This is a genomic window from Sphingobium sp. GW456-12-10-14-TSB1 (genome assembly GCF_059424385.1).
The window spans coordinates 1,454,946-1,477,103 of record NZ_JBWKZI010000001.1; the positions used below are offsets into that span (position 1 = coordinate 1,454,946).

Here is a 22,158-nt window from a genome sequence, read left to right on the forward strand (position 1 = left end):
CTATGTGTTCCTTATACGTTCCATGGAGGACCGCAGGCATGTTGACCCTCAAGCAGCAGGAATTGCTGAGTTTCATCCAGACCCGGCTGGAGGAAGGTGGCGTATCCCCTTCTTTCGAGGAGATGAAGGATGCACTCGACCTGCGATCCAAGTCCGGCATTCACCGGCTGATCAATGCATTGGAGGAACGCGGCTTCATCCGCCGCCTGCCCAATCGCGCCCGCGCGCTGGAGGTGTTGAAGCTCCCCGACGCCATGCACCGCGTCCCTGCGCCGGTTGCTCCGGCCAAGCCGCAACTGGCGCCCAGCCTGCCGATCGCTGCCAATGACGTCATCGAAATCCCGCTGCATGGCCGTATTGCCGCCGGCGTCCCGATCGAGGCGATGGAGGGGCAGAATATGCTGTCCGTCCCCGCCGCGCTGCTGGGGGCTGGCGATCATTATGCGCTGGAAGTGTCGGGCGATTCGATGATGGAAGCGGGCATTCTCGACGGCGATTTTGCACTGATCCAGCGCACTGATGTCGCCCGCGAAGGCCAGATCGTCGTCGCCCTGATCGACGATGCGGAAGCGACGCTTAAATATTTCCGCCGCGAAGGACAGCGCGTCCGGCTCGATCCGGCCAACAGCGCCTATGAACCGCAAATCTATGATCCGCGACAGGTGCGAATTCAGGGCAAGCTGGCGGGACTGCTGCGCCGTTATAATTAAGGCCGCCATGACGGGCTGCGGCGAGGGCGCGGTGCGACGATCCAGGGATGAGCGTCGCCCGCCATCTTCACCGTACTGACCCGCGCATCGTCCAGGTCGATGGCAATGCCGCCGGTTCGCGCCAGCATCCGTCGGTCGATCTTCAGCCAGCGCGGGCGGCACCAACGTGGCAGCGCGCGATCGGCAATGACGATGTCGGCGGCGGCACATTCCCGGCTGAACAAGGCCCGTTCGACCAGCATGTCGCTGCGGGTGGCCAGCACATGCCAGCGCCGCCCGCCCGCCTGCATCCCCACTGCGCACAGATCCGTCGAGCAGCGCGCCTGCCGCAGGTCCGCCATCGCTTCGATCGGCCCGTCATAGCCTGCGCTCTCCGCCAGCGTGTCACGCACATAATCGCCTGCGCCCGCGCGCAGCAGTGCCATGCCGCCCGTCGATGTCCGCACCGCGACGTGGCGGTCATCGCTCGTCACCAGAATATCGGGCGGTGATAGCCAAAGCACGCCGGTCACGCCGATCGCCACGGGCCCAAGGCCCAGCCAGCGCCACCCGCTGCGCCACAACAGACACCAGAGCAGCCCGCCGATCATCAGCGCGAACAGCCAGGACGGCACCGCCGGCGTCAGCATTGTCGCCATTGGACTGGCGGCGACGCCATGGGCGATGAGCAGCAACAGGTTCAGCGTCTGCGCGGTCATCCACCAAAAGGGGGCGCCCAGTCCGACAAGATCGAACAGCAACGCCAGCGCCTCCAGCGGCATCACGACAAAGGTAGTCAACGGGATGGCGACGAGATTGGCGAACGCCCCCAGCATCCCGGCCTTGTGAAAATGGAACAGCGCGATCGGCATCAGCACCAGTTCGACGACAATGCCGGTCATCAGCATTGCCGCCAGCACCCGCCCCGCCCTGCGCGCCCACCCCTCATCCCGCGCGCTGGTCAAGGCGCGAAACCGCGGATGCTCGGCCAGCGCAACCAGCGCGGTAACGGCGGCAAAGCTCATCTGGAAACTCGGTCCCGTCATCGCTTCGGGCCAGAAGGCCAGGACGATGAGCGCGCCCACCGCGACCAGCCGCAACGTGATCGCGTCGCGCCCCAGCGCCAGCCCGCCCAGCACCAGCAGCGCGGCGATGCAGGACCGCAGCGTCGGCACCTCCGCCCCGGTCAGCAGCGTATAACCGATACCCGCCAGCGCCCCGCCCGCCGCCGCGATCAGCATCAGCGGCCAGTCGAGGGCTGCTCGCTGGCTCAACGCCATCACCCGCATCAACAGGAAAATCACCGCGCCGATCAGCGCCGTCACATGCAACCCGCTGATCGAGAGCAGGTGGGCAAGCCCACTACGGCGCATCGCTTCGGCATCGGCCTCCGCAATCGCGCCCTGGTCCCCTGTCGCCAGCGCCACGGCAATGCCCTGCGCCGGCCCATCCACCTGCTCCCGAATATGCGCGAACAAGCGCGCCCGCAGCGGCGGCGGCGCGGTTGACGGGCGTAGGACGTCAATCGGTTTGAGCGCCTTGTCAGTAGCGCCAATCCCCTGAAAATAGGCACGCGCGGCAAAATCATAGCCACCCGGCACGCTGGGCGGGGCTGGCGGCATTAAACGGACGCGAAAGCGGATCACCGCCCCCTCGCCCAATCCGGCCGGAACATCCGCCTCGGCTATGTTGACCCGGATCGTGGCTGGCAGGCCTGACGCGTCGACCGGATGCAGCATGGCGCGCACCATCTGTTGCGCGGGAACCGCCCGAACCGCCATCACTTCACCCGTCACCACGGTAAAGACCGCCCGCGCCAACGGCGGCTGCCCCAACAGCACCGCTTTCCCCCAGATCAGCGCGCATCCGATGCAGGCCAGCATCCCGCCCGCCACGATCATGCGCCGCAGCCGCGCGCCATCGGGCAGCAGCGACCCCAGGCAAGCGAGCGCCAGCGCACCACAGCAAAAGGCCAGCCAGCCGGCCCTGTCGGGCAGCAGGAACCAGGCAGCGATGCCCGCGCCCAGCGCGATTGGCACCCACAGGGGAATTTGCTCGCGCTCCGTCTCCAGCCAGCTTTCCACCCGCGAAAACGCCCCGCGCAACCACGCCGCAGCCCCCCACCAAAGGGAGGTTTGTCGTGGCTCAAAAGCCATGCTAGGGGGCGACGCATTCATGGAACAGGCAGGACGAATGTCAGCGAATATGACGGCAAGTGCAACGGGAATGAACAAGCCGGTAGTGACCCGTTTCGCGCCATCGCCAACCGGGTTCCTGCATATTGGCGGCGCGCGCACCGCTTTGTTCAACTGGCTGTTCGCGCGTCACCATGGCGGCAAATTCCTGCTGCGGATCGAGGATACCGACCGCGCCCGCTCGACCGAAGAAGCGGTGGCGGCCATTTTCGACGGGCTGGATTGGCTGGGTCTGGGCGGTGATGAACCGGCCGTGTTTCAATTCGCCCGCACGCCGCGCCACGCCGAAGTCGCCAACGCGATGCTGGCGAACGGCCATGCCTATAAATGCTATGCCACGCCCGAAGAACTGGCCGAACTGCGCGAACAGCAGCGCGCGGCCAAGCAGCCGATGCGTTATGACGGGCGCTGGCGCGACCGTTCGCCCGAAGAAGCGCCTGAAGGCGCGCCTTTCGTCATCCGCCTGAAAGCCCCGCGCGAAGGCGAAACGGTGATCGAGGACGCGGTGCAGGGCCGTGTTGTCGTACAGAATGCCGAGCTGGACGATATGATCCTGCTACGGTCCGATGGCACGCCCACCTATATGCTGGCCGTCGTCGTCGACGATAATGACATGGGCGTCACCCATGTGATCCGCGGCGACGATCATCTCAACAACGCCTTCCGCCAGCTTTGCATCATCCGTGCCATGGGTTGGGACGAGCCGGTCTATGCCCATATCCCGCTGATCCACGGATCGGACGGCGCGAAATTGTCCAAGCGCCACGGGGCGCTGGGCGTGGATGCCTATCGTGACGATATGGGGATGCTCCCCGAAGCGGTGCTCAACTATCTGCTGCGGCTGGGCTGGGGTCATGGCGACGAGGAGATTATCCCGATCGACCGCGCCATCGAGCTGTTCGACATCAGCGGCGTCGGCCGATCGCCCGCGCGCTTCGACATCAAGAAGCTGGAAAATCTGAACGGCCATTATCTGCGCGAAGCCGACGACGCCCGCCTCGCCGCGCTGGTCGCGCCGCGCGTCGCCGCCCGTCTGGATCGCGCCTTGCCGGACACCGGCCTGGCGCTATTGACGGCCGCGATGCCCTCGCTCAAGCCGCGCGCCAAAACGCTTAATGAAATTGCCGAGGGCGCCGAATTTCTGTTCAAAAATTGCCCACTGGATTTTGACGAAAAGGCATTGGCTCTGCTAGACGACTCGGCGCGCGCGCTGCTGGTCAAGACAGCCGACGCTTTGAGACCAGTTCAAACATGGACGGTCGAAGCGATCGAGGACGCAATTCGCCGCGTGGCGGAGGATGCCGGCCTGGGGCTGGGCAAGGTGGCGCAGCCGCTTCGGGCGGCACTCACCGGGCGCACCGTCTCGCCGGGTATTTTTGATGTCCTCTTCCTGTTGGGGAAAGAGGGGAGCTTGGAACGGCTGACCGATGTTGGGCACGCATCGGTTGGCTGATGGCATAAATGGAGAACAATATGTCGGAAAACAAAGCCACTTTGACCGTCGGAGGAGAGACCAAGGACTATGCCGTCATGGACGGTTCGGTCGGTCCGCAGGTCATCGATGTGCGCAAGCTTTACGCCAACACCGGCATGTTTACCTATGATCCCGGTTTCACCTCCACCGCGAGCTGCGAATCCGGCCTGACCTATATCGACGGTGACGAAGGCGTCCTGCTGCACCGCGGCTATCCGATCGGCCAGCTGGCCGAAGCATCGAGCTTCATGGAAGTCAGCTATCTGCTGCTGAACGGCGAACTGCCATCCAGCCAGGAACTGGACGAATTCACCCGTACCATCACGCGCCACACGATGGTCAATGAACAGCTCACGACCTTCTATCGCGGCTTCCGTCGTGACGCGCATCCGATGGCGATCATGTGCGGCGTCGTCGGCGCGCTGTCGGCCTTTTATCATGACTCGACCGACATCAACGATCCGATGCAGCGAAGGATCGCCAGCCATCGCCTGATCGCCAAGATGCCCACGATCGCGGCCATGGCGTATAAATATTCGGTAGGGCAGCCCTTCGTCTATCCGCGCAACGACCTGTCCTATACGGCCAACTTCCTGCGCATGACCTTCTCCGTGCCCGCGGAAGAATATGTTCCCGATCCAGTGATCGTGGACGCCATGGACAAGATTTTCATCCTCCATGCCGACCACGAACAGAATGCATCGACATCGACCGTTCGTCTGGCGGGATCGTCGGGCGCCAATCCCTTCGCGTGCATCGCGGCTGGCATTGCGTGCCTGTGGGGTCCGGCGCATGGCGGCGCGAACGAAGCCGCGCTCAACATGTTGCGCGAAATCGGCACTGTCGATCGTATTCCCGAATATATCGCCCGCGCCAAGAACAAGGATGATCCGTTCCGCCTGATGGGCTTTGGCCATCGCGTGTATAAGAATTACGATCCCCGCGCGACCGTCATGCAAAAGACCGCCGAGGACGTGCTGCGCACGATGGGCGTCACCGACCCGGTGTTCGACGTCGCGCGCGAACTGGAAAAGATTGCGCTCAGCGATCCCTATTTCATCGAAAAGAAGCTCTTCCCCAATGTGGACTTCTATTCCGGCGTGATCCTGTCGGCCATCGGCTTCCCGACCGAGATGTTCACCGTTCTCTTCGCCCTGGCCCGCACCGTCGGCTGGGTCGCCCAGTGGAACGAAATGATTTCGGACCCAGCGCAGAAGATCGGTCGCCCGCGCCAGCTCTATACCGGCCCGGTGCAGCGCGACTATATCCCGGTCGACAAGCGCTAAGCCTGCGCAACCACAATGCAAAATGCAGAACGGCGCCCTGTCAAAGGGGCGCCGTTTTTCATGGGGATCAATCGTCCGCTGGCAATGTCAGGATGAAGCGCGCGCCTTCGCCGGGCGCGCCGCCAATGCGAATATCGCCGCCCATCGCGCGGGCAAGGCGGCGGGAGATATAGAGGCCCAGGCCGCTGCCCCCGGAATCGTCGCGGCCCAGCCGCTCGAACTTCTCGAATATCCGTTCGCGATCCGCGACGGCCACCCCCTGCCCCTGGTCGATCACCATGATCCGCGCCTGGCCATGATCACATTCGGTGACGATCCGCACTTCGCTGCCTTCGGGCGAATAGCGCACCGCATTGCCCACAAGGTTCACCAAAATCTGTAGCACGCGGCGAAATTCCCCGATCGCGGGCATGGTCGCGTCCGGGTCCGGCGCTGATATGCGGATATTCCGGTCGAGCGCCTTGACCGCCAGCAGCCCGGCAGCGCGGCGACCCAGATCCGCAAGATCAATCTCTTCTGCGATCACGCTGAAATCGGGTCGGTCGATTGCCTGCAAATCGGCCAGATCATCGACCAGCGCCATCAGATGCCGTCCGGCCGCTGCAATGTCCGTCGCATAATCGGCATAGTCGGGGCGCAACGGCCCCTCCAACTGGGCACTGATCGTATCGGCGTTGGCGATGATCCGCCCCAATGGCTGGCGCAGCGACCGGTCGAGCCGCTTGCCGAATTCGCCCGGATACAGCGCAATTGCCGCCTCCTGCACGATCGGACCAGCCGCCATCTGCTCCAAAGCGAATGCCGTGCCGCGATAGCCGGTCAGTTGTCCGGCCAGATCGAACATGGGGAAACCCGACAGGCGAAACGTCCGCGCCGGATCGCTGACCAATGCTGCCGTCTGGTCCCGAAAGGCGCGCCGCTGGGCAAAGGCGCGCAGCATCGCCATGTCGCCATCATCGTCAGGCTGAAGCTGAAAATAGCTGGAAAAGCGGCTGCCGGGCACGGGCGGATCGGGCGGTAGCGCGCCATGGCCGTCGTTTCCGGCCAGCACCATCTGGAACCGCAACTGCACGTCTATCTGCCAGTTCCAGCCATCGGCCAGCGCCGCAATATCCGCTTCACGCCGCGCTATGTCCGCTGGCAACGCAGCGACTGGCCGCTCATGCCAGTCAATGATCGACAGAGTGACGCCATCGCTGTCGGGCCGTGCCCGTACCCACATGTCGATGTCGCCATGCTGGGTCGCCGCGATGATCGGCCGCGAGACGGTAATGCCCAATCGCACGCACAACCGCGCGATCGCTGCCAGTTGCGGTACCGCGACCGGCGCGCCAAGATCGCCCCCGGCTTCGCGCTGAAGCGCCAGCAAAGGCAGGTCAGCGCTGAGCAAAAGGCCGTCGGCGGAGATGAATGCCCGGATGATCGCGGGATGGGACGGCATATTCACGCGCCTGTAACCCGGCGCAGATGGTCCAGCCGTGAACGGAAAGCGGGCGGCGTGCGCAACGCGCTGACTGCTGCATCAGCCTGCGTCTCGGTCAGTTGCTGATAGCGTTCGGCCTCCGCCACGATAGCCGCGTCGGACAGTGAAGGACGCACCGGCTGCAGCGCCAGCAGCAAATGGCGATAATCGGCATCCGATCCACCGAGCGAACGGCACAGCATCGCTACCTGCGCCAATGGCCCCAGCACCAATATTTCGGTCGCCTGCACCGTGGTCATGCGCAGCCGCCGCGCCGCGAGCGCTGCAAACAGCAGAAAGCGGCGCTGCCCCAGCGCGACACCCATCAGTTCGGGCGAATCCGCAAGATCGCCGATCCGCCGCACCAGCCGATCGGCCTCGGCAATGGGACTAGCACTTTCGTCATGATCGGCAAGCAAGGCCCAGCCGGACCGCTCGAATCCCACCAGTATCGCGTCCCCCAGATCGGGTGCGCTCCGCTGAACCACAGCGGCCAGACAGGCAGCCGCCGTCCAGACCAGTTCAGCAAAATATTCAGCGGGCAGGTCCGGCCGCATCGGCCGATCCTCGCCGCCCGCCGCGATCCAGCGCCCCTCTGCCAGCGCCAGCGCAGACAGGGCGTCGCCGATCATCGGATCATCGCCCAGCGTGAGCACGCCCCCATCGCTATCGTCCAGCCGATCAACATCAGCCTGGCCAAACTGCCGCAGCATCAGGCTGATGCCAGCGCGCATCTGCATATGCGCCAGCAGCGCCGGCCCGATCAGCGTCGGTTGCGCCCGTACGGTTGGCCAGCAAATCGGTTCTGACGAGCGTGATAATATGTGTGCGACATCCGGTGCGTGGTCGAGCGAGAGCCGCAGCGCCATCTCGATCGCGTTCAGGCATCCGCCCAGATGCCGCCGCGTTTCCGCGATCAACGCATCGTGGCGCGCCTGTTCCTCGACCGGGAAAAAGAAAGCCAGATCGATGGCATGGCCAACCGGCACGGCGGACATGCCCGCCATGACTTGCGCCATCGGCCAGCTGTCCGCCATGACCGCACCGGTAAGGGACGAATAGGCGTTCATACCGGGACCATAGCCCGACGTCCTTAAAATGCACTAAACCCTGCTATCGAAATATATCAGTCGCGCGGGCGCAATATGATCGCGCCAGCCGAAGCGATCAGCGCCAGCATTGCCACCCTGATACCCTGCGCCAGCATGCCCACCAATCCGGCGAGCATCAGCATGAGCAGCACGGTGCCGGGCGTAACGATCATCCATGGCCGGGCGCCGCCGGTACGCCGCCAGCGGTCCGCCACCAATATGATCGCGAGCAGCAGCGCCAGATCGGCGGCCATCGTGCTGCTGCCCGCCAACACGATGCCGGTCAGCGCCAGTAATGGCGTGACAAATGCCAGCCAGCCCGTCGGCGCCGGTCGCAGCGCCAGTTCCTCCAGACGATCGGCAATTTCCGCCAGTAACAGCGCGCCCAGCAGCAGCGCGAACCCGGTCAGCGTCCATAACAGCTCGACGGGCACCAGCGCGATCGCGGCCAGTGCGATGGCGGCGATCCGCACCTGCATTGCAGGAACCTGCATGCGCATCAGCGCCGGACTGATCATCCGGGCCAGCGGCGAAAGCAGATAATGTTCAACGCCACCCCGCGCCCGTGCCGACGAAGCGCCTGCCGCCGTGACCGCCTGCGCCACCAGATCGGCCTGCTGCTGGGTCTCGATCAGCGCGACGCGCCCTTCGAGCAGATCATCCTGCGCCACGGTGACGCGGCGCGCGCCCTTCTGCACCGCTGCCCGTACCAGCGTGAGCGACAAATCCCAGTCGCCGATCATGTCGAGCGTGCCGAACAATAAGGTCGGACTGATTCGCGCCAGACCGGCCCAGCGCTGCCCCGCGTCGATCCGTTCGAACGGGGTGCTGGCGCGGCTGTCATCCGTGACCAGCAGAGCATTGCCCTCCGCGCTCGCCATCGCCTCGAAATGGGTCTGCGACACGATCGCCCCGTCGGCCACGAGCAGGACGTCGGCATCGCGCGGCGCATCCCGCACCATCGACACCATATCGCGCACCAGTGCGACCGCGATCCCGTCGGCGCTCAGCCGATCGACCGCCTGCGACAGGGCGGGGGTGATCACGCTCACCAATATCATGATTCGATCCGCACCGGCCTGCGCCGCTTGCCGTGCCTGATATTCGACCAGCGTCTGTCCGGCAAAATACAGACTCGCGCGCTGACCAACGGTCGTCTGGCCACCAGACGAATCGCCCGAAGCCCGGCTGGCGCTGAGAATAGCCGCGAAACTCATATCGTTATGGTATCGACCCGATTGTTGTGCAGCGGGCCTTGTCGCAAGGCTCGCGGCTTCGCGCAAGCGCAGCCGTACCGATGCTTCAATTCAGGTCTGTTGCAGCCCCGCCAGCGCAGCGCGCAACCGGCGCAGCACGCGCGGATCACCCGGCGCGGCCTCTGCTGCCTCATCAGCCAGCGCCATCAATGCTGTAAGCCCGAAGCTGGCCGCCAGCCCTTTCAGCCGCCATGCCGCCAATTCCCAATTGGCGTCGCACCGCGCCCGCCCCAGCAGATCGATCTGCCGCTCGGCACTTTCCATGAAGGCCACGCGCAGGTCTGCGATCAGGGCGCTGTCATCGCCGACGGCTGCGGATAAAGCTGCATGAAGGGCGCCGGGATCATAGGACATAGAGACAGACGCTATCTGGCTTGCGTTAAGTTTTGGTAACAGGGCATTTGCGCGGACGGAAAAGCTGCTAGGATGCACGACATGACAGGGGGCAGCACAATCGTCGAGTTCTGGCGCGACGAATCAAGCGCAGCTAGCGACGCGTCGCAGGCGGATGACATTTTGCTTTTGAAACAGGCGTCTCTCAACATCGACGAAGATGATTCGGATGATGGCGCGGGCGATGGCTGGGTCAAACGCATACGCGTGGGCTTGAGCCTGCTCGCGATCGGCTGGGTCGGCTTTGCCGGCTGGGCGATTTTCGCGGCGGGCGACCTGCCCGGCGGCCCCTTGTTCTGGGCCAATGCCATCGCCACGCTGGTCGTCCCGCTCATCCTGCTGGGCCTCGCCTATCTGCTGTTGATGCGTAACAGCCGCGCCGAATCGCGCCGCTATCTCGACACTGCCCGCGCCCTGCGGACGGAAGCCGATCTGCTGGAACTGCGACTGGGACGGATCGCCACCCAGCTGGAAACCGCCCGTCAGTCGATGCAGCAACAGGCCGAATTGCTCGACAGCTATGGCGCTGCGGCCAGCAGCAATATGGAGGCGTCCGCCGAACTGATCGCCAGCCGGTCCCAAGCAACGGTCGATCGCGCCGAATCGGCGGAGCGGGCAAGCGCTGCGCTGGTCGCCAAGATGGACTCGTTGATCGCCACGATCCCCGAACTGGAGGACCGCACCGGCCGGATGGCGGCGCAGATCATGGACAACGGCCATGCGCTGGCAGAACGAATCGACACATTGGAAGCGCGGCTTCACGCGCTGGCCGAATTGTCCGACGACGCCCGTGCCCGCACCCTGTCCGCGACCAAGAGCCTGTCGAGCCAGCTGACGCAGCTTCAGGAATCGACCCGCGCCGCCAATGAAGAAGTAACGGGCATGGCGGAAATCGCCGCCGGACGGATCGATGCGACTGCCCAGAGCGCGCGGCAGGCGATGGACCGGACCCGTCAGGATGTGGAAATTCAGGCAGCCGCTCTCGCGACGCTGATCGAAACCGCCGAAACCGGCATTGCCAGCACCAGCGACACTGTGCGCGCGGCCCTGATCGAGGATCTTGACCGGGCGCAGGCCGACCTGACCGCACGCCTCGACGCTGCCTTGCGCAGCGTGCGCGCGACGATGGCAACGACCGACGAAGGCCTTTCGCGCCGCGCCGAACATCTCGAAGCGCTGGTCGCGGCGGCACAATCGGGCATCGGTGACGTCAGCGAAACGACCCTGGCCACCTTGACGCGGGACATGGACGCGATCGAGAAGGATTTGCGCGAACGGCTCGACACCGCGCTGGCCCGCGCGCAGGAAGCATTGGCGCTGACCGAGGGCAATTTGTCGACCCAGTCGGCCGCGCTGGAATCTCTGGTCACCCGCTCACGCGACAGCCTCGACGCCATCGGCAGCGAGACGGTCACGGGTCTGGCCAACACGATCGGTGACGTGGAAAACCGCCTGCACCAGATGAACGAGGTCATGGCCGGGCAACATAGCCTGATGGCCGGCATCCAGTCCGGGCTGGACGAAACGATCACATCGACCCAGAATCGCTTTGCGACGCTGGAGGAAGTCGCCCTTGCCCGAAGCGAGCGGCTGACCGAAGCGCTTACGCGCCTGACCGCCGAAACCCAGCGCATCGACGGCGCATTGGCCAACGGAGGCGTGACCGCCGAAAAGCTGATCGGTTGTGCCGAAACCCTGCTCGTCGCTCTCGATTCGAGCGTGCGCGAACTGGACGAGACTTATCCCGCGGCACTGGAGCGGTTCGACGCCCGCTTGGAACAGAGCCGCGCTCTGCTGGGCCACACGACGCCCGAAATGGAGCGGCTGGAAGCCATATCGCAGGCATTGGTTGGCCGGGCGGAAGAGGCCGAATCGATGCTGCGCGGCCAGGGCAGTCGCCTGACCGAATGGCTGGAAAGCACGCAGGGCGGGCTGGAGGCCAATCGCAATCTGGTCGAACGGCTGCGCGTCGCACTGGACGGCGCCCATCAGGATGCGACCCGCATCACCGAAGGCGCCGGCCCCTTGCTCGTCACCGCGTTGCTGCGCGTCAAGGATACGGCCGATCAGGCCGCCGAGCGTGCGCGTCAGGCGCTGGGCCGGACCATTCCCGAAGCCGCGCAGGCTCTGGCCGACGCCAGTGAACAGGCGATGCAGAACGCGATTGGAGACAAGGTCGCGGCGCAGATCGAACAGGTTGCGCGCGTCGCCGAAGAAGCCGTCAATGCCGCGCATCACGCGTCCGAGCGCCTGACGCGCCAGTTGCTGACCATCGCCGACACCAGCGCCAATGTCGAACAGCGTATCGAGGAAGCGGAACGGGCGGCGGAAAATCGCGACCGCGACCATTTTGCCCGCCGCTCCGCGCTGCTGATCGAATCGCTCAACAGTACCGCGATCGACGTCGCCAAGATCCTGTCGAACGACGTCACCGATTCAAGCTGGTCGGCCTATCTGAAGGGCGATCGCGGCGTATTCACCCGGCGCGCAGTCAAGCTGCTGGACGCCGGGGAATCGCGCGAGATTGCGCTCCATTATGACAATGACGCGGAATTCCGCGATCATGTGAACCGCTACATCCATGACTTCGAAGGCATGCTGCGGATCATCCTGTCCGCGCGTGACGGCAACGCGCTGGGCGTCGCCATTCTTTCATCCGACATGGGCAAACTCTATGTCGCGCTGGCGCAGGCGATCGAGCGGCTGCGCCAGTAACGGACGCGCGCCGATGGATCCCGGCGCGCGCTTCGACATCAGGAGCGGGGCTTAATCCCCAAACAGTCAATTCTGGTGGGTATAGCCTGGCAGCATGTCCAGCGTGATCCAGCCCTGCACATAATTGGCGTAATAGAGACCGAACAGCAGTCCTGACAGAATGGTCGCGCGAAGCACCACCACGCCGGGCCTGAAATTGCTGGGCGCGCTATCCGCCTGCCCCTTGAGCAACTGCTCGCCCGTCTCGTCGGGCGTGCGGATGCCAAAGGGCAGCATGATGAACGCGCTGATCACCCAGAACAGCACATAGATGGCGAAGATGGCGTAAAGATTCATACGGGCGATTTAGGCCCGAATGAGCAACACGTCCACAATCGGTTTCTTGCCGGTCCAGCGCGTCGCCGCGCGGCGTACGGCCAGGCGGATACGCTCACGTACCGCCTCTTCCTCATGCGATCCCTTGGCAATCACGTCCGCGGCATCATCCGCCGCTTCGGCCAGGAAGTCCGCCTTGTCCTCTTCCACCGGAACGCCCTGCGTCCGCAGCGTCGGTCGACCAATCAGCCTTCCTTTGGCATCGAGCGCGACGGCTACACTGATCTGGCCATGCAGACCCAGCTTGCGCCGCTCGTTCATGGTCGCGCCTTCCGCCGGCAGGATTACGTCGCCATCCAGCACCAGTCGACCAACCTCTTCCCGCCCAATTATCGCCGGCGCGCCCGGTGCCAGCCGCAGCAGATCGCCATTGGACTGCACCACCGCATTGGGGATACCCGTCGCCAGGCCAAGCCGCGCCTGTTCGGCCATATGCCGTCGTTCGCCATGGACCGGCAGCAATATTTCGGGCCGTATCCAGCGATACATGGCTTCCAGTTCAGGACGCCCCGGATGGCCCGACACATGGACTTCGGCCTGCCGGTCCGTGACCATCACGATATTTTTCGCCGCCAGCGCGTTCTGGATGCGACCGATCGCGATTTCATTGCCGGGGATCTGCTTGGACGAAAAGACGACCAGGTCACCGTCGGTCAGCTTGATCGGATGGCTGTCGAACGCGATGCGCGCAAGTGCGGCGCGCGCCTCCCCCTGACCGCCGGTGGCGATGATCATCACCTCATCGCGCGGCAGTTTCATCGCATCGTCCCAATCGACCGTCGGCGGAAAATCCTTGAGATAGCCGCTGGCCTTGGCCATGCCGATGATCCTGTCGAGCGAGCGGCCCGCGACGCACACCTTGCGTCCCATCGCCGTCGCCACTTCGCCCAGCGTCTGAACACGCGCGGCATTGGACGCAAAGGTGGTGACGAGCACCCGCCCCCTGGCTCCCTCTATCGCCTGCATCAGCCCTTCGCGGACATCGCCTTCGGAACCGCTGGCCTTGTCGTTGAACACATTGGTGCTGTCGCATACCAGCGCCAGCACCCCCTGATCGCCCACCGCCGTCAATTGCTCCGGGGTCGAGGGGACGCCGAGCAGCGGCTGATCGTCCAGCTTCCAGTCGCCGGTATGGAATATGCGGCCATAGGGCGTATCGATGACCAGCGCATTGCCTTCCGGGATGGAATGCGCCAGCGGCATGTAACGGAAGCCGAACGGACCCAGTTCGAAACTGCCTTCATTGGGAATGACGTGAAGCTTGACTTCCTTGGTCAGCCCCTCTTCCTCCAGCTTCAGGCGGATAAGGCCAGCGGTAAACGGCGTGGCATAGAGCGGCACGCCCAGATCGGCCGCCAGATAGGGGATCGCGCCGATATGGTCCTCATGCCCGTGGGTCAGCACGATGCCGAGCAGATCCTTGCGCCGTTCCTCGATAAAGCTGAGGTCCGGCAGCACCAGTTCGATGCCCGGATAATTGGGATCGCCAAAGGTCATGCCGAGATCGACCATCACCCATTTGCCCTGGCATCCATATAGATTGACGTTCATGCCAATCTCGCCCGACCCGCCGAGGGCCAGGAAGAGCAGCTCATCTTTGGGTTTCATTACGCTTGTAAACTCCGTTCGTGCATCAGCGCGAGGCCCTGAACCGTCAGGTCCGGCGCGATCGCATCGAAAATATCGCTATTGTCATTGAAGAGGACCGCCAGGCCCCCTGTCGAAATCACTCTGGTCGGGCGGCCGATTTCGGCCCTCATCCGGGCGACCAGCCCTTCCATCATGGCTACATAGCCCCAAAATACACCAATATGCATCTGCGCTTCGGTCGTGCGACCGATGACCGATCGATTTTCCGGTGGCGCGATCGCGATCTTCGGCAGCTTCGCCGCTGCTGCGACCAACGCATCGAGCGACAGGTTGATCCCCGGCGCAATGATCCCGCCTTTATAAGCGCCGCTATAATCGACAACGTCGAATGTCGTCGCGGTGCCAAAGTCGATGACGATCAGGTCGCCTGCATAAAGATGGTGCGCGGCGATGGCGTTTACAACCCGGTCAGCGCCCACCGATCCCGGTTCGGCCACATCCAGTTCGATGCCCCAATCAACCGGCGGCTGTCCCGCGACCAGAGGAGTCGTCTTGAAATATTTTTCCGCCAGCACCTGCAAATTATGCAGCGCACGCGGCACGACCGTCGCGATGATCACGGCATGGACGTCCGTGATCTTATAGCCTTCCAGCATCAGCAACTGGTTGAGCCACACCGCATATTCGTCCGCCGTACGGCGCGGATCGGTCGCGATCCGCCAGCGCGCGCGAATGTCCCGCCCTTCGAGCAGCGCGAAAACCACATTGGTGTTGCCCGCGTCGATCGCGAGGAGCATGGCCGGTCCTTGGTTCAGGTGAGAAATATGTCGCCCGCGTGAATGGCACGGCTGTGTCCGTTCGCCAAGCGCAGGATCAACATGCCCTGCTGGTCGAGCGTATCAAATGCCCCCTCGACGCTCTCGCCATCGGCTTGAACCACCCGCATGGGCGTGCCGGTCGGGTGTGCGTTCAAAAGCCAGTGCGTCCGCACCGGGTCCAGCCCCTGCGCGCGCCAGATCGCCAGCCAATGGCCGAACAGTTGCGCCAGTCGCTCCATCAGCGCACCGGCGTCAGCCTCCCTGGCGCCCTGCGCCAAAAGGCTGGTGACCGGACGATCCAGACCGCGGGGATAATCGGTGACATTGATGCCGATCCCCACGACGATCGCATCACCGGCCCGCTCCAGCAAAATGCCTGCGATCTTCGCGCCATCGACCAATATGTCATTGGGCCATTTGATCCGCGCCTGCCCTGCGCAGAGCGGCGCGACCAGCGCGTGAACCGCATTGGCCGCAACCAGCGCCAGCGTATGCGGCATGGGGTCACTCGCGCGCAACCGGACCAGTGCGGAACAATAGAGATTGCCGACCGGGCTTTCCCAGCCCCGGCCCATCCGTCCCTTGCCACCCGTCTGCCTACCCGCGCGCAGCCAGATGCCGTCCGGCGCACCCTGCTCCGCCAATGCCAGCATATCGGCATTGGTGGAGCCGGTCTCCGCGACGAAGCGAATGGTCAGAACAGGGACGCCGCAGCGGCGGCGCTCGCCTGATCCAGTAGGGGGTTGAGCAGATAGCCCAGGACGATGACCACGGCGCAGGCGGTCAGGACGATATTTTCAACCGCGCCGCCCTTCGCCTCATAGGCGCCGGTCGGCTCGTCGAAATAGATCGTCTTGATGATCTTGAGATAGTAGAAAGCGCCAATCACCGACGCCGCGATGCCGAACGCCGCCAGCGCGGTCAGACCTGACGCCACCGCCGCATCGAACACCAGGAATTTGGCCCAGAAACCGAACAGCGGCGGGATGCCGGCCATCGAGAACATGAAGATCGCAAATCCGGCCGCCAGCCCTTTGCGCGACTGCGACAGCCCCGCGAGGCTGGCGATCGTCTCGACCGGCTTGCCGTCGGCGTCGCGCATCTGAAGGATGCAGGCGAACGCGCCGATCGTCATCACGACATAGATAGCCATATAGCTCATGGTCGCGGCAACACCTGCAGGCGTGCCAGCGGCCAGGCCGATCAAGGCGAAGCCCACATTGTTGATCGACGAATAGGCCATCAGCCGCTTGATATTGCTCTGGCCGATCGCCGCGACCGCGCCGAACAGGATGGAAGCGAGCGCGACGAAGATCACGATCTGCTGCCAGTCCATACCCGCCGGGCCCAGCGCCTCGATCGCGACGCGGACGGTCAGGCCCATGGCCGCAACCTTGGGCGCGCTGGCAAAGAAGGTCGTCACCGGCGTTGGCGCGCCTTCATAGACGTCCGGGGTCCACATATGGAACGGCACGGCGCTGATCTTGAACGCAAGGCCCGCCAGCACGAATACCAGGCCGAACAATTCGCCCTTGCCCACGCCATCGCCCAGCGCAACGGCAATGCCATCAAACGCGGTGCTGCCGGTAAAGCCATAGAGCAGCGAGATACCGTAGAGCAGGATACCGCTCGCCAGCGAACCCAGCACGAAATATTTAAGGCCCGCTTCGGACGAACGCCCGTCCTGCCGCATAAAACTGGCCAGGACATAGGAGGCCAGGCTGTTCATTTCGAGACCGACATAAAGCGTCAGCATGTCGCCCGCCGACACCATCATGCCCATGCCGATCGCGGCAAACAGGATCAGGATCGGATATTCAGGCCGCAGCGCGCTGTCGGTAGAAAAGAAGCGCGGCGCAAGCAGGATAGCCACGGCGGCCGCCGCATAGATCAGCGCCTTGGCATAGACGGAGAAAGCATCGGCACGGACCAGGCCGTCAAATGCATCCGGCCCATGGGCGATCGTGCTGGACAGCGCCACACCCGCGACGATCAGCGTAAGCACCGACAATGCGTTGACAATCCGTGCGGTGCCATCGCCGCCAAAAGCAGCCACCATCAGCAGGATCAGGCCGCCGGCCGTCAAAATCAGTTCCGGCAGGACTGCCAGAAGGGAAGCGGAGTCGATCATCAGTGCGCCTCCCCGTGCGCAGGAGCTTCTTCGTGATGGGCACCTTCATGCGCTTCGCCCGCAGGCTTGGGCGCACCCATCTTGATCTTGGAATCGCCGGCCGGCGCGGCTGGCGCCAGGCGGGCTTCGAGTGCATGAATATCCGGGCGCATGGGCTTGAGGAAGCTTTCGGGATAAACCCCCATCCACAGCACCACCGCAGCGATCGGCGCAAGCAACCAGATTTCGCGACCCGACAGGTCCGGCATCGCGGCGGCATCGGCATTGACCTGCTCGCCGTAGCAGATGCGGCGATAGAGGTAGAGCATATAGGCCGCGCCCAGGATGATACCCGTGGTGCAGATCAGCGCCACCCAGCTCGATGCCTGATAGATGCCCATCAGCGACAGGAATTCGCCAACGAAGTTGGACGTCCCGGGCAGGCCGACCGACGCCATGGTGAAGAACAGGAACAGCATGGCGTAGCGCGGCATGTTGATCGACAGGCCACCATAACGGACAATCTCGCGCGTGTGCAGCCGGTCGTAGATGACGCCGACGCACAGGAACAGCGCGCCCGCGACCAGACCATGGCCCAGCATCACCATCATCGCGCCTTCGATGCCCGCTTGATTAAAGGCGAACAGGCCGACCGTGACGATGGCCATATGCGCAACGGACGAATAGGCGATCAGCTTCTTCATGTCCGACTGAACAAGCGCGACGAGCGAGGTGTAAACCACCGCGACCATAGACAGGCCCCAGACCAGCGGCGCAAGCTGCGCCGAGGCTTCGGGGAACATCGGCAGCGAGAAGCGGATGAAGCCGTACCCGCCCATCTTCAGCAGCACACCTGCCAGAATGACGGAACCGGCCGTCGGCGCCTGAACGTGTGCGTCGGGCAGCCAGGTGTGGACCGGCCACATCGGCATCTTGACCGCGAAGCTGGCAAAGAAAGCCAGGAACAGCCAGGTCTGGATATGCGGATCGAAATTATACGCCATCAGCACGGGGATGTCGGTGGTCCCGGCTTCATGCACCATCCACATCATCGCGATCAGCATCAGCACCGATCCGAACAATGTGTAGAGGAAGAATTTATAGCTGGCGTAAATCCGGTCAGCACCGCCCCATATGCCGATGATCAGATACATCGGGATCAGGCCGGCTTCGAACATGATGTAGAAAAGATAGAGATCCTGCGCCGTGAAGACGCCGATCATCAGCACCTCCATGAACAGGAAGGCCGCCATATATTCGCCCACGCGCTTTTGAATCGCGTTCCAGCTGGCGCCGATGCAGATCGGCATCAGGAACACCGTCAACGCAATCAGCATCAGGGCAATGCCGTCAATTCCGAGCGCCCAGGCAAATTTGCCGAAGATCGGCGCATATTCCTGAAACTGCCATTGCGCGCCGCTGCCCGACTGGTCGAACTGCGCCCACAGGGCCATGCCCAGGACGAAATCGACCAGAGTGGCGATCAATGCGATCCAGCGCGCGCTGTTCGCGCCGACGAACAGACAGGCGATGGCCCCCGCCATCGGCACTGCCATCATCAGGGAAAGGATGGGGAAGCCGTCCATTATCGTGTCATCGCCCAGGTTGCGGCAGCGGCGAGGCCAATCAGCATCACCAGCGCGTAGGTGTAGAGGTAGCCGGACTGGAGCCGACGGGTCACTTTATTGCCCTGCACGACCAGAGCGGCCAGGCCATTGGGTCCGAACCGGTCGATGAAACCGATGTCCCCGAACTTCCAGAAGAAGCGGCCGATGGCGAAGGCAGGCTTGACGAACAGGAAGTTATACAGCTCGTCAAAATACCATTTGTTGAGCAGGAAGGTGTAGAGTCCACCAAAGGTCGCGACGAAGCGCTGCGGCCAATCGGTGTTCCTAATATAGCTGAGATAGGCAATCAGCAACCCGGTCAGCATCACCGTGAACGGCGAGAATTTGACCCATTTGGGCACTTCATGCGCCGCGTGCATCAGATGACTGTCGAACGACAATGCGCCCTTCCAGAATTCGATGCCGCCCTCTGCCCCGATAAACTGATCGTGGAACAGGAAGCCCGCAAACACTGCGCCAAGGCTGAGCATGATCAGCGGGATCAGCATCACCAGCGGGCTTTCATGCGGATGATAGCCGCCCGTGCCGGCGGGAAGTTCATGTGCGCCTGCCTCAGCCGCATGCGGATCATGGCCAGCATCTTCCTGGGCCGGTGCGTTGTCATGCGCCGATCCATGGCCGTGGGTTGCATGATCGTCATGGCCATGCGCGTCATGCAGCGCATGCTGGATATGCTCGGACTGGGTCCAGCGCGGCTTGCCGAAGAAGGTCAGGAACACCAGACGCCAGCTATAGAAGCTGGTCAGCAGCGCGGCCAATACGCCGACGATGAACGCGCCGGTGCCAGCTCCGCCGGCAGCATAGGCCGCTTCAAGAATGCCGTCCTTGGAATAGAAACCGGCAAAGCCGACGCCGATGAGCGGCAGGCCAACGCCCGTGATGGCCAGCGTACCAAGTGTCATCGTCCAGAAGGTGATGGGAATGCTTTTCCGCAGGCCGCCATAATAGCGCATGTCCTGTTCATGATGCATCGCATGGATGACCGAACCGGCCCCCAGGAACAGCAACGCCTTGAAGAAGGCATGGGTGAACAGGTGGAACATCGCCGCGCCATAGGCGCCAACGCCCGCTGCAAAGAACATATAGCCCAGCTGCGAACAGGTCGAATAGGCGATGACGCGCTTGATGTCGGTCTGCACCGTGCCCACGGTCGCCGCGAACAGGCAGGTCGCTGCGCCGACATAGGTTACGACGGTCAGCGCCGTCGCTGACGTCTCGAACATCGGCGACAGGCGGCACACCATGAACACGCCCGCCGTCACCATGGTAGCAGCGTGGATCAGCGCCGACACGGGGGTCGGACCTTCCATCGCGTCCGGCAACCAGGTGTGGAGACCAAGCTGCGCCGACTTGCCCATGGCGCCGACGAACAGCAGCAGGCACAGCACCGTCATCGTGTCGAAACGATGGCCCAGAAAGCCAATGGTCGATCCCGCCATCGACGGGGCCATTTCCAGAATTTCGGGGATCGATATGGTGTTGAACACCAGATAAGTCCCGAAAATCCCCATCATGAAGCCAAGGTCGCCCACGCGGTTGACCACGAACGCCTTGATCGCGGCGGCATTGGCCGACGGCTTGCGGAACCAGAAACCGATAAGCAGGTAGGAAGCCAGGCCCACCCCTTCCCAGCCGAAGAACATCTGGAGCAGGTTGTTGGCCGTCACCAGCATCAGCATCGCGAAGGTGAAGAGCGAGAGATAGGCGAAGAAGCGCGGCTGATCCGGCTCCTCTTCCATATAGCCCCAGCTGTAGAGGTGGACGAGGCTGGACACGCTGGTGATCACCACCAGCATCACCGCCGTCATCGCATCGACCCGCAAGGCCCATTGCGCGTCAAAGCTGCCCGACTGAATCCAGGTGAACAGCGGCGTCACATGCGCCTCGGCGCTGCCGGTCAGGAAGCTGATGAAGATCGGCCAGGACATGGCGCAGCTGGCGAACAGCGCGCCCGTGGTGACGATCTTGGCGGGCAGCTTGCCCAGCGCCTTGTTGCCAAGGCCCGCAATGGCAGCGGCCAGCAGCGGAAGAAGAACGATAAGCTGGATCATGAGTTCAGGCTCAGCCCTTCATCCGGTTGACATCGTCGACGGCGATGGTGCCCCGACCACGGAAGTAAATGACGAGGATGGCTAGGCCGATGGCCGCCTCACCCGCCGCGACGGTCAGCACGAACATGCTGAACACCTGCCCGACCAGATCGCCCAGAAAGGCGCTGAAAGCGACAAGGTTGATGTTCACGCTCAAAAGAATCAGCTCGATCGCCATCAGGATGATGATGACATTCTTGCGATTGATGAAGATGCCCAGCACCCCCATCACGAACAGGATGGCGCTGACCACCATATAATGTTGAAGGCCGATCACAGCTCCACCCCCTGCCCTGCGGGCTGATTGATATTGCGGACCGCATCCTGCGGACGGCGACGATTCTGCTTGGCGATGTTCTGGCCCTTCACCCCGCCGCGTGCCCGATGGGTCAGGACGATCGCACCGATCATAGCAACCAGCAGGACGATGCCTGCCGCTTCGAACAGGAAGATATAGCGGGTGTAAAGCAGCGTACCGATCGCCTTGATGTTCGATACGTCCGGCGTGGCCGGCGCCGCGCGCTGCGCCAGTTCAATCGGACCGGCGCTCCACAGGCCAATGCCCAGCACGATTTCCGCCAGCAGCACCAGCGCGATCAGTAGGCCGAACGGCAGATAGCTGACGAAACCGGCGCGCAATTCGGCAAAGTCGATGTCCAGCATCATGACGACGAACAGGAACAGGACCGCGACCGCGCCGACATAGACGATGACCAGCAGCATCGCGATGAATTCCGCGCCCAGCAGGATCATCAGACCCGCCGCGTTGAAGAAGGCCAGGATCAGCCACAGCACCGAATGGACCGGGTTGCGCGACAATATGGTCAGCGCACCGCTGGACACCACCAGGATCGCGAACAGGTAAAAGGCTAAGACATGGATCACAGGATGGCCCCCGGAAACCGTTCGGGCTGAGCGAAGTCGAAGCCTTCCACTGAACGAAGTGAAGTGACTTCGCTGCGCTCAGTCGAGCCCTTCGACAAGCT

General features: G+C 63.3%; 18 protein-coding genes. 4 read left to right on the top strand and 14 right to left on the bottom strand.

Annotation, left to right across the window (positions count from 1 at the left end):
* The first annotated feature begins 38 nt into the window (after nucleotides 1-38).
* Nucleotides 39-710, top strand: a complete 672-nt coding sequence (lexA, locus tag AC07X9_RS07075) for a transcriptional repressor LexA (RefSeq protein WP_017184580.1) — start codon at nucleotides 39-41, stop codon at nucleotides 708-710.
* Here lexA and AC07X9_RS07080 read toward each other — a convergent pair.
* Complete coding sequence (locus AC07X9_RS07080; RefSeq protein WP_100215248.1) at nucleotides 707-2,845, bottom strand: ComEC/Rec2 family competence protein; 2,139 nt, start codon at nucleotides 2,843-2,845, stop codon at nucleotides 707-709. The two genes, lexA and AC07X9_RS07080, sit on opposite strands and share 4 nt — an antisense overlap.
* Nucleotides 2,846-2,864: 19 nt before the next feature.
* Here AC07X9_RS07080 and gltX point away from each other — a divergent pair, with 19 nt between their 5' ends.
* The gene (gene gltX, locus AC07X9_RS07085; protein WP_380823364.1) at nucleotides 2,865-4,337 is read left to right on the top strand and encodes a glutamate--tRNA ligase; all 1,473 of its coding nucleotides are present in this window, start codon (nucleotides 2,865-2,867) and stop codon (nucleotides 4,335-4,337) included.
* A 20-nt stretch (nucleotides 4,338-4,357) separates the two neighbouring features.
* Complete coding sequence (locus AC07X9_RS07090) at nucleotides 4,358-5,644, top strand: citrate synthase (protein WP_026002667.1); 1,287 nt, start codon at nucleotides 4,358-4,360, stop codon at nucleotides 5,642-5,644.
* A gap of 67 nt (nucleotides 5,645-5,711) precedes the next feature.
* On the opposite strand, the gene AC07X9_RS07095 is transcribed toward AC07X9_RS07090, so the two are convergent.
* From AC07X9_RS07095 to AC07X9_RS07110, 4 genes are all read right to left on the bottom strand, one after another.
* The gene (locus tag AC07X9_RS07095) at nucleotides 5,712-7,091 is read right to left on the bottom strand and encodes a sensor histidine kinase (protein ID WP_017184584.1); all 1,380 of its coding nucleotides are present in this window, start codon (nucleotides 7,089-7,091) and stop codon (nucleotides 5,712-5,714) included.
* Nucleotides 7,088-8,176, bottom strand: a complete 1,089-nt coding sequence (locus AC07X9_RS07100; protein WP_017184585.1) for a DUF2336 domain-containing protein — start codon at nucleotides 8,174-8,176, stop codon at nucleotides 7,088-7,090. The genes AC07X9_RS07095 and AC07X9_RS07100 overlap by 4 nt, the downstream gene beginning before the upstream one ends.
* A gap of 56 nt (nucleotides 8,177-8,232) precedes the next feature.
* Complete coding sequence (locus tag AC07X9_RS07105; protein WP_017184586.1) at nucleotides 8,233-9,414, bottom strand: hypothetical protein; 1,182 nt, start codon at nucleotides 9,412-9,414, stop codon at nucleotides 8,233-8,235.
* A gap of 90 nt (nucleotides 9,415-9,504) precedes the next feature.
* A complete protein-coding gene (locus AC07X9_RS07110) occupies nucleotides 9,505-9,807 on the bottom strand; it encodes a hypothetical protein (protein WP_017184587.1) in 303 nt (100 codons plus the stop codon).
* Between the two features lie 81 nt (nucleotides 9,808-9,888).
* Here AC07X9_RS07110 and AC07X9_RS07115 point away from each other — a divergent pair, with 81 nt between their 5' ends.
* A complete protein-coding gene (locus AC07X9_RS07115) occupies nucleotides 9,889-12,561 on the top strand; it encodes a coiled-coil domain-containing protein (RefSeq protein ID WP_026002668.1) in 2,673 nt (890 codons plus the stop codon).
* Nucleotides 12,562-12,627: 66 nt separating this feature from the next.
* Here AC07X9_RS07115 and AC07X9_RS07120 read toward each other — a convergent pair whose 3' ends face one another.
* The 9 genes from AC07X9_RS07120 to AC07X9_RS07160 are packed head-to-tail and all read right to left on the bottom strand — an operon-like array spanning nucleotide 12,628 to nucleotide 22,057.
* Complete coding sequence (locus AC07X9_RS07120) at nucleotides 12,628-12,897, bottom strand: DUF1467 family protein (RefSeq protein WP_017184589.1); 270 nt, start codon at nucleotides 12,895-12,897, stop codon at nucleotides 12,628-12,630.
* Between the two features lie 9 nt (nucleotides 12,898-12,906).
* On the bottom strand, nucleotides 12,907-14,544 hold the full coding sequence (locus AC07X9_RS07125) for a ribonuclease J (protein ID WP_017184590.1): 1,638 nt from the start codon (nucleotides 14,542-14,544) through the stop codon (nucleotides 12,907-12,909).
* Complete coding sequence (locus AC07X9_RS07130; RefSeq protein ID WP_017184591.1) at nucleotides 14,544-15,323, bottom strand: type III pantothenate kinase; 780 nt, start codon at nucleotides 15,321-15,323, stop codon at nucleotides 14,544-14,546. The genes AC07X9_RS07125 and AC07X9_RS07130 overlap by 1 nt, the downstream gene beginning before the upstream one ends.
* Before the next feature lie 14 nt (nucleotides 15,324-15,337).
* Nucleotides 15,338-16,042 (bottom strand): biotin--[acetyl-CoA-carboxylase] ligase, encoded by a 705-nt coding sequence (locus AC07X9_RS07135; RefSeq protein ID WP_081490964.1) that lies wholly within the window; start codon nucleotides 16,040-16,042, stop codon nucleotides 15,338-15,340.
* Nucleotides 16,039-17,475, bottom strand: coding sequence for an NADH-quinone oxidoreductase subunit NuoN (nuoN, locus tag AC07X9_RS07140; RefSeq protein WP_017184593.1), 1,437 nt, complete (start codon nucleotides 17,473-17,475; stop codon nucleotides 16,039-16,041). Before nuoN ends, AC07X9_RS07135 begins: the two co-directional genes overlap by 4 nt.
* Nucleotides 17,475-19,040 (bottom strand): NADH-quinone oxidoreductase subunit M, encoded by a 1,566-nt coding sequence (locus tag AC07X9_RS07145; protein WP_017184594.1) that lies wholly within the window; start codon nucleotides 19,038-19,040, stop codon nucleotides 17,475-17,477. Before AC07X9_RS07145 ends, nuoN begins: the two co-directional genes overlap by 1 nt.
* Entirely contained in the window at nucleotides 19,040-21,133 is a 2,094-nt protein-coding gene (gene nuoL, locus AC07X9_RS07150) for an NADH-quinone oxidoreductase subunit L (protein ID WP_017184595.1), read from the bottom strand. Before nuoL ends, AC07X9_RS07145 begins: the two co-directional genes overlap by 1 nt.
* Before the next feature lie 10 nt (nucleotides 21,134-21,143).
* On the bottom strand, nucleotides 21,144-21,449 hold the full coding sequence (gene nuoK, locus AC07X9_RS07155; RefSeq protein ID WP_004211745.1) for an NADH-quinone oxidoreductase subunit NuoK: 306 nt from the start codon (nucleotides 21,447-21,449) through the stop codon (nucleotides 21,144-21,146).
* On the bottom strand, nucleotides 21,446-22,057 hold the full coding sequence (locus tag AC07X9_RS07160; RefSeq protein WP_017184596.1) for an NADH-quinone oxidoreductase subunit J: 612 nt from the start codon (nucleotides 22,055-22,057) through the stop codon (nucleotides 21,446-21,448). The genes nuoK and AC07X9_RS07160 overlap by 4 nt, the downstream gene beginning before the upstream one ends.
* Between the last annotated feature and the right edge of the window lie 101 nt (nucleotides 22,058-22,158).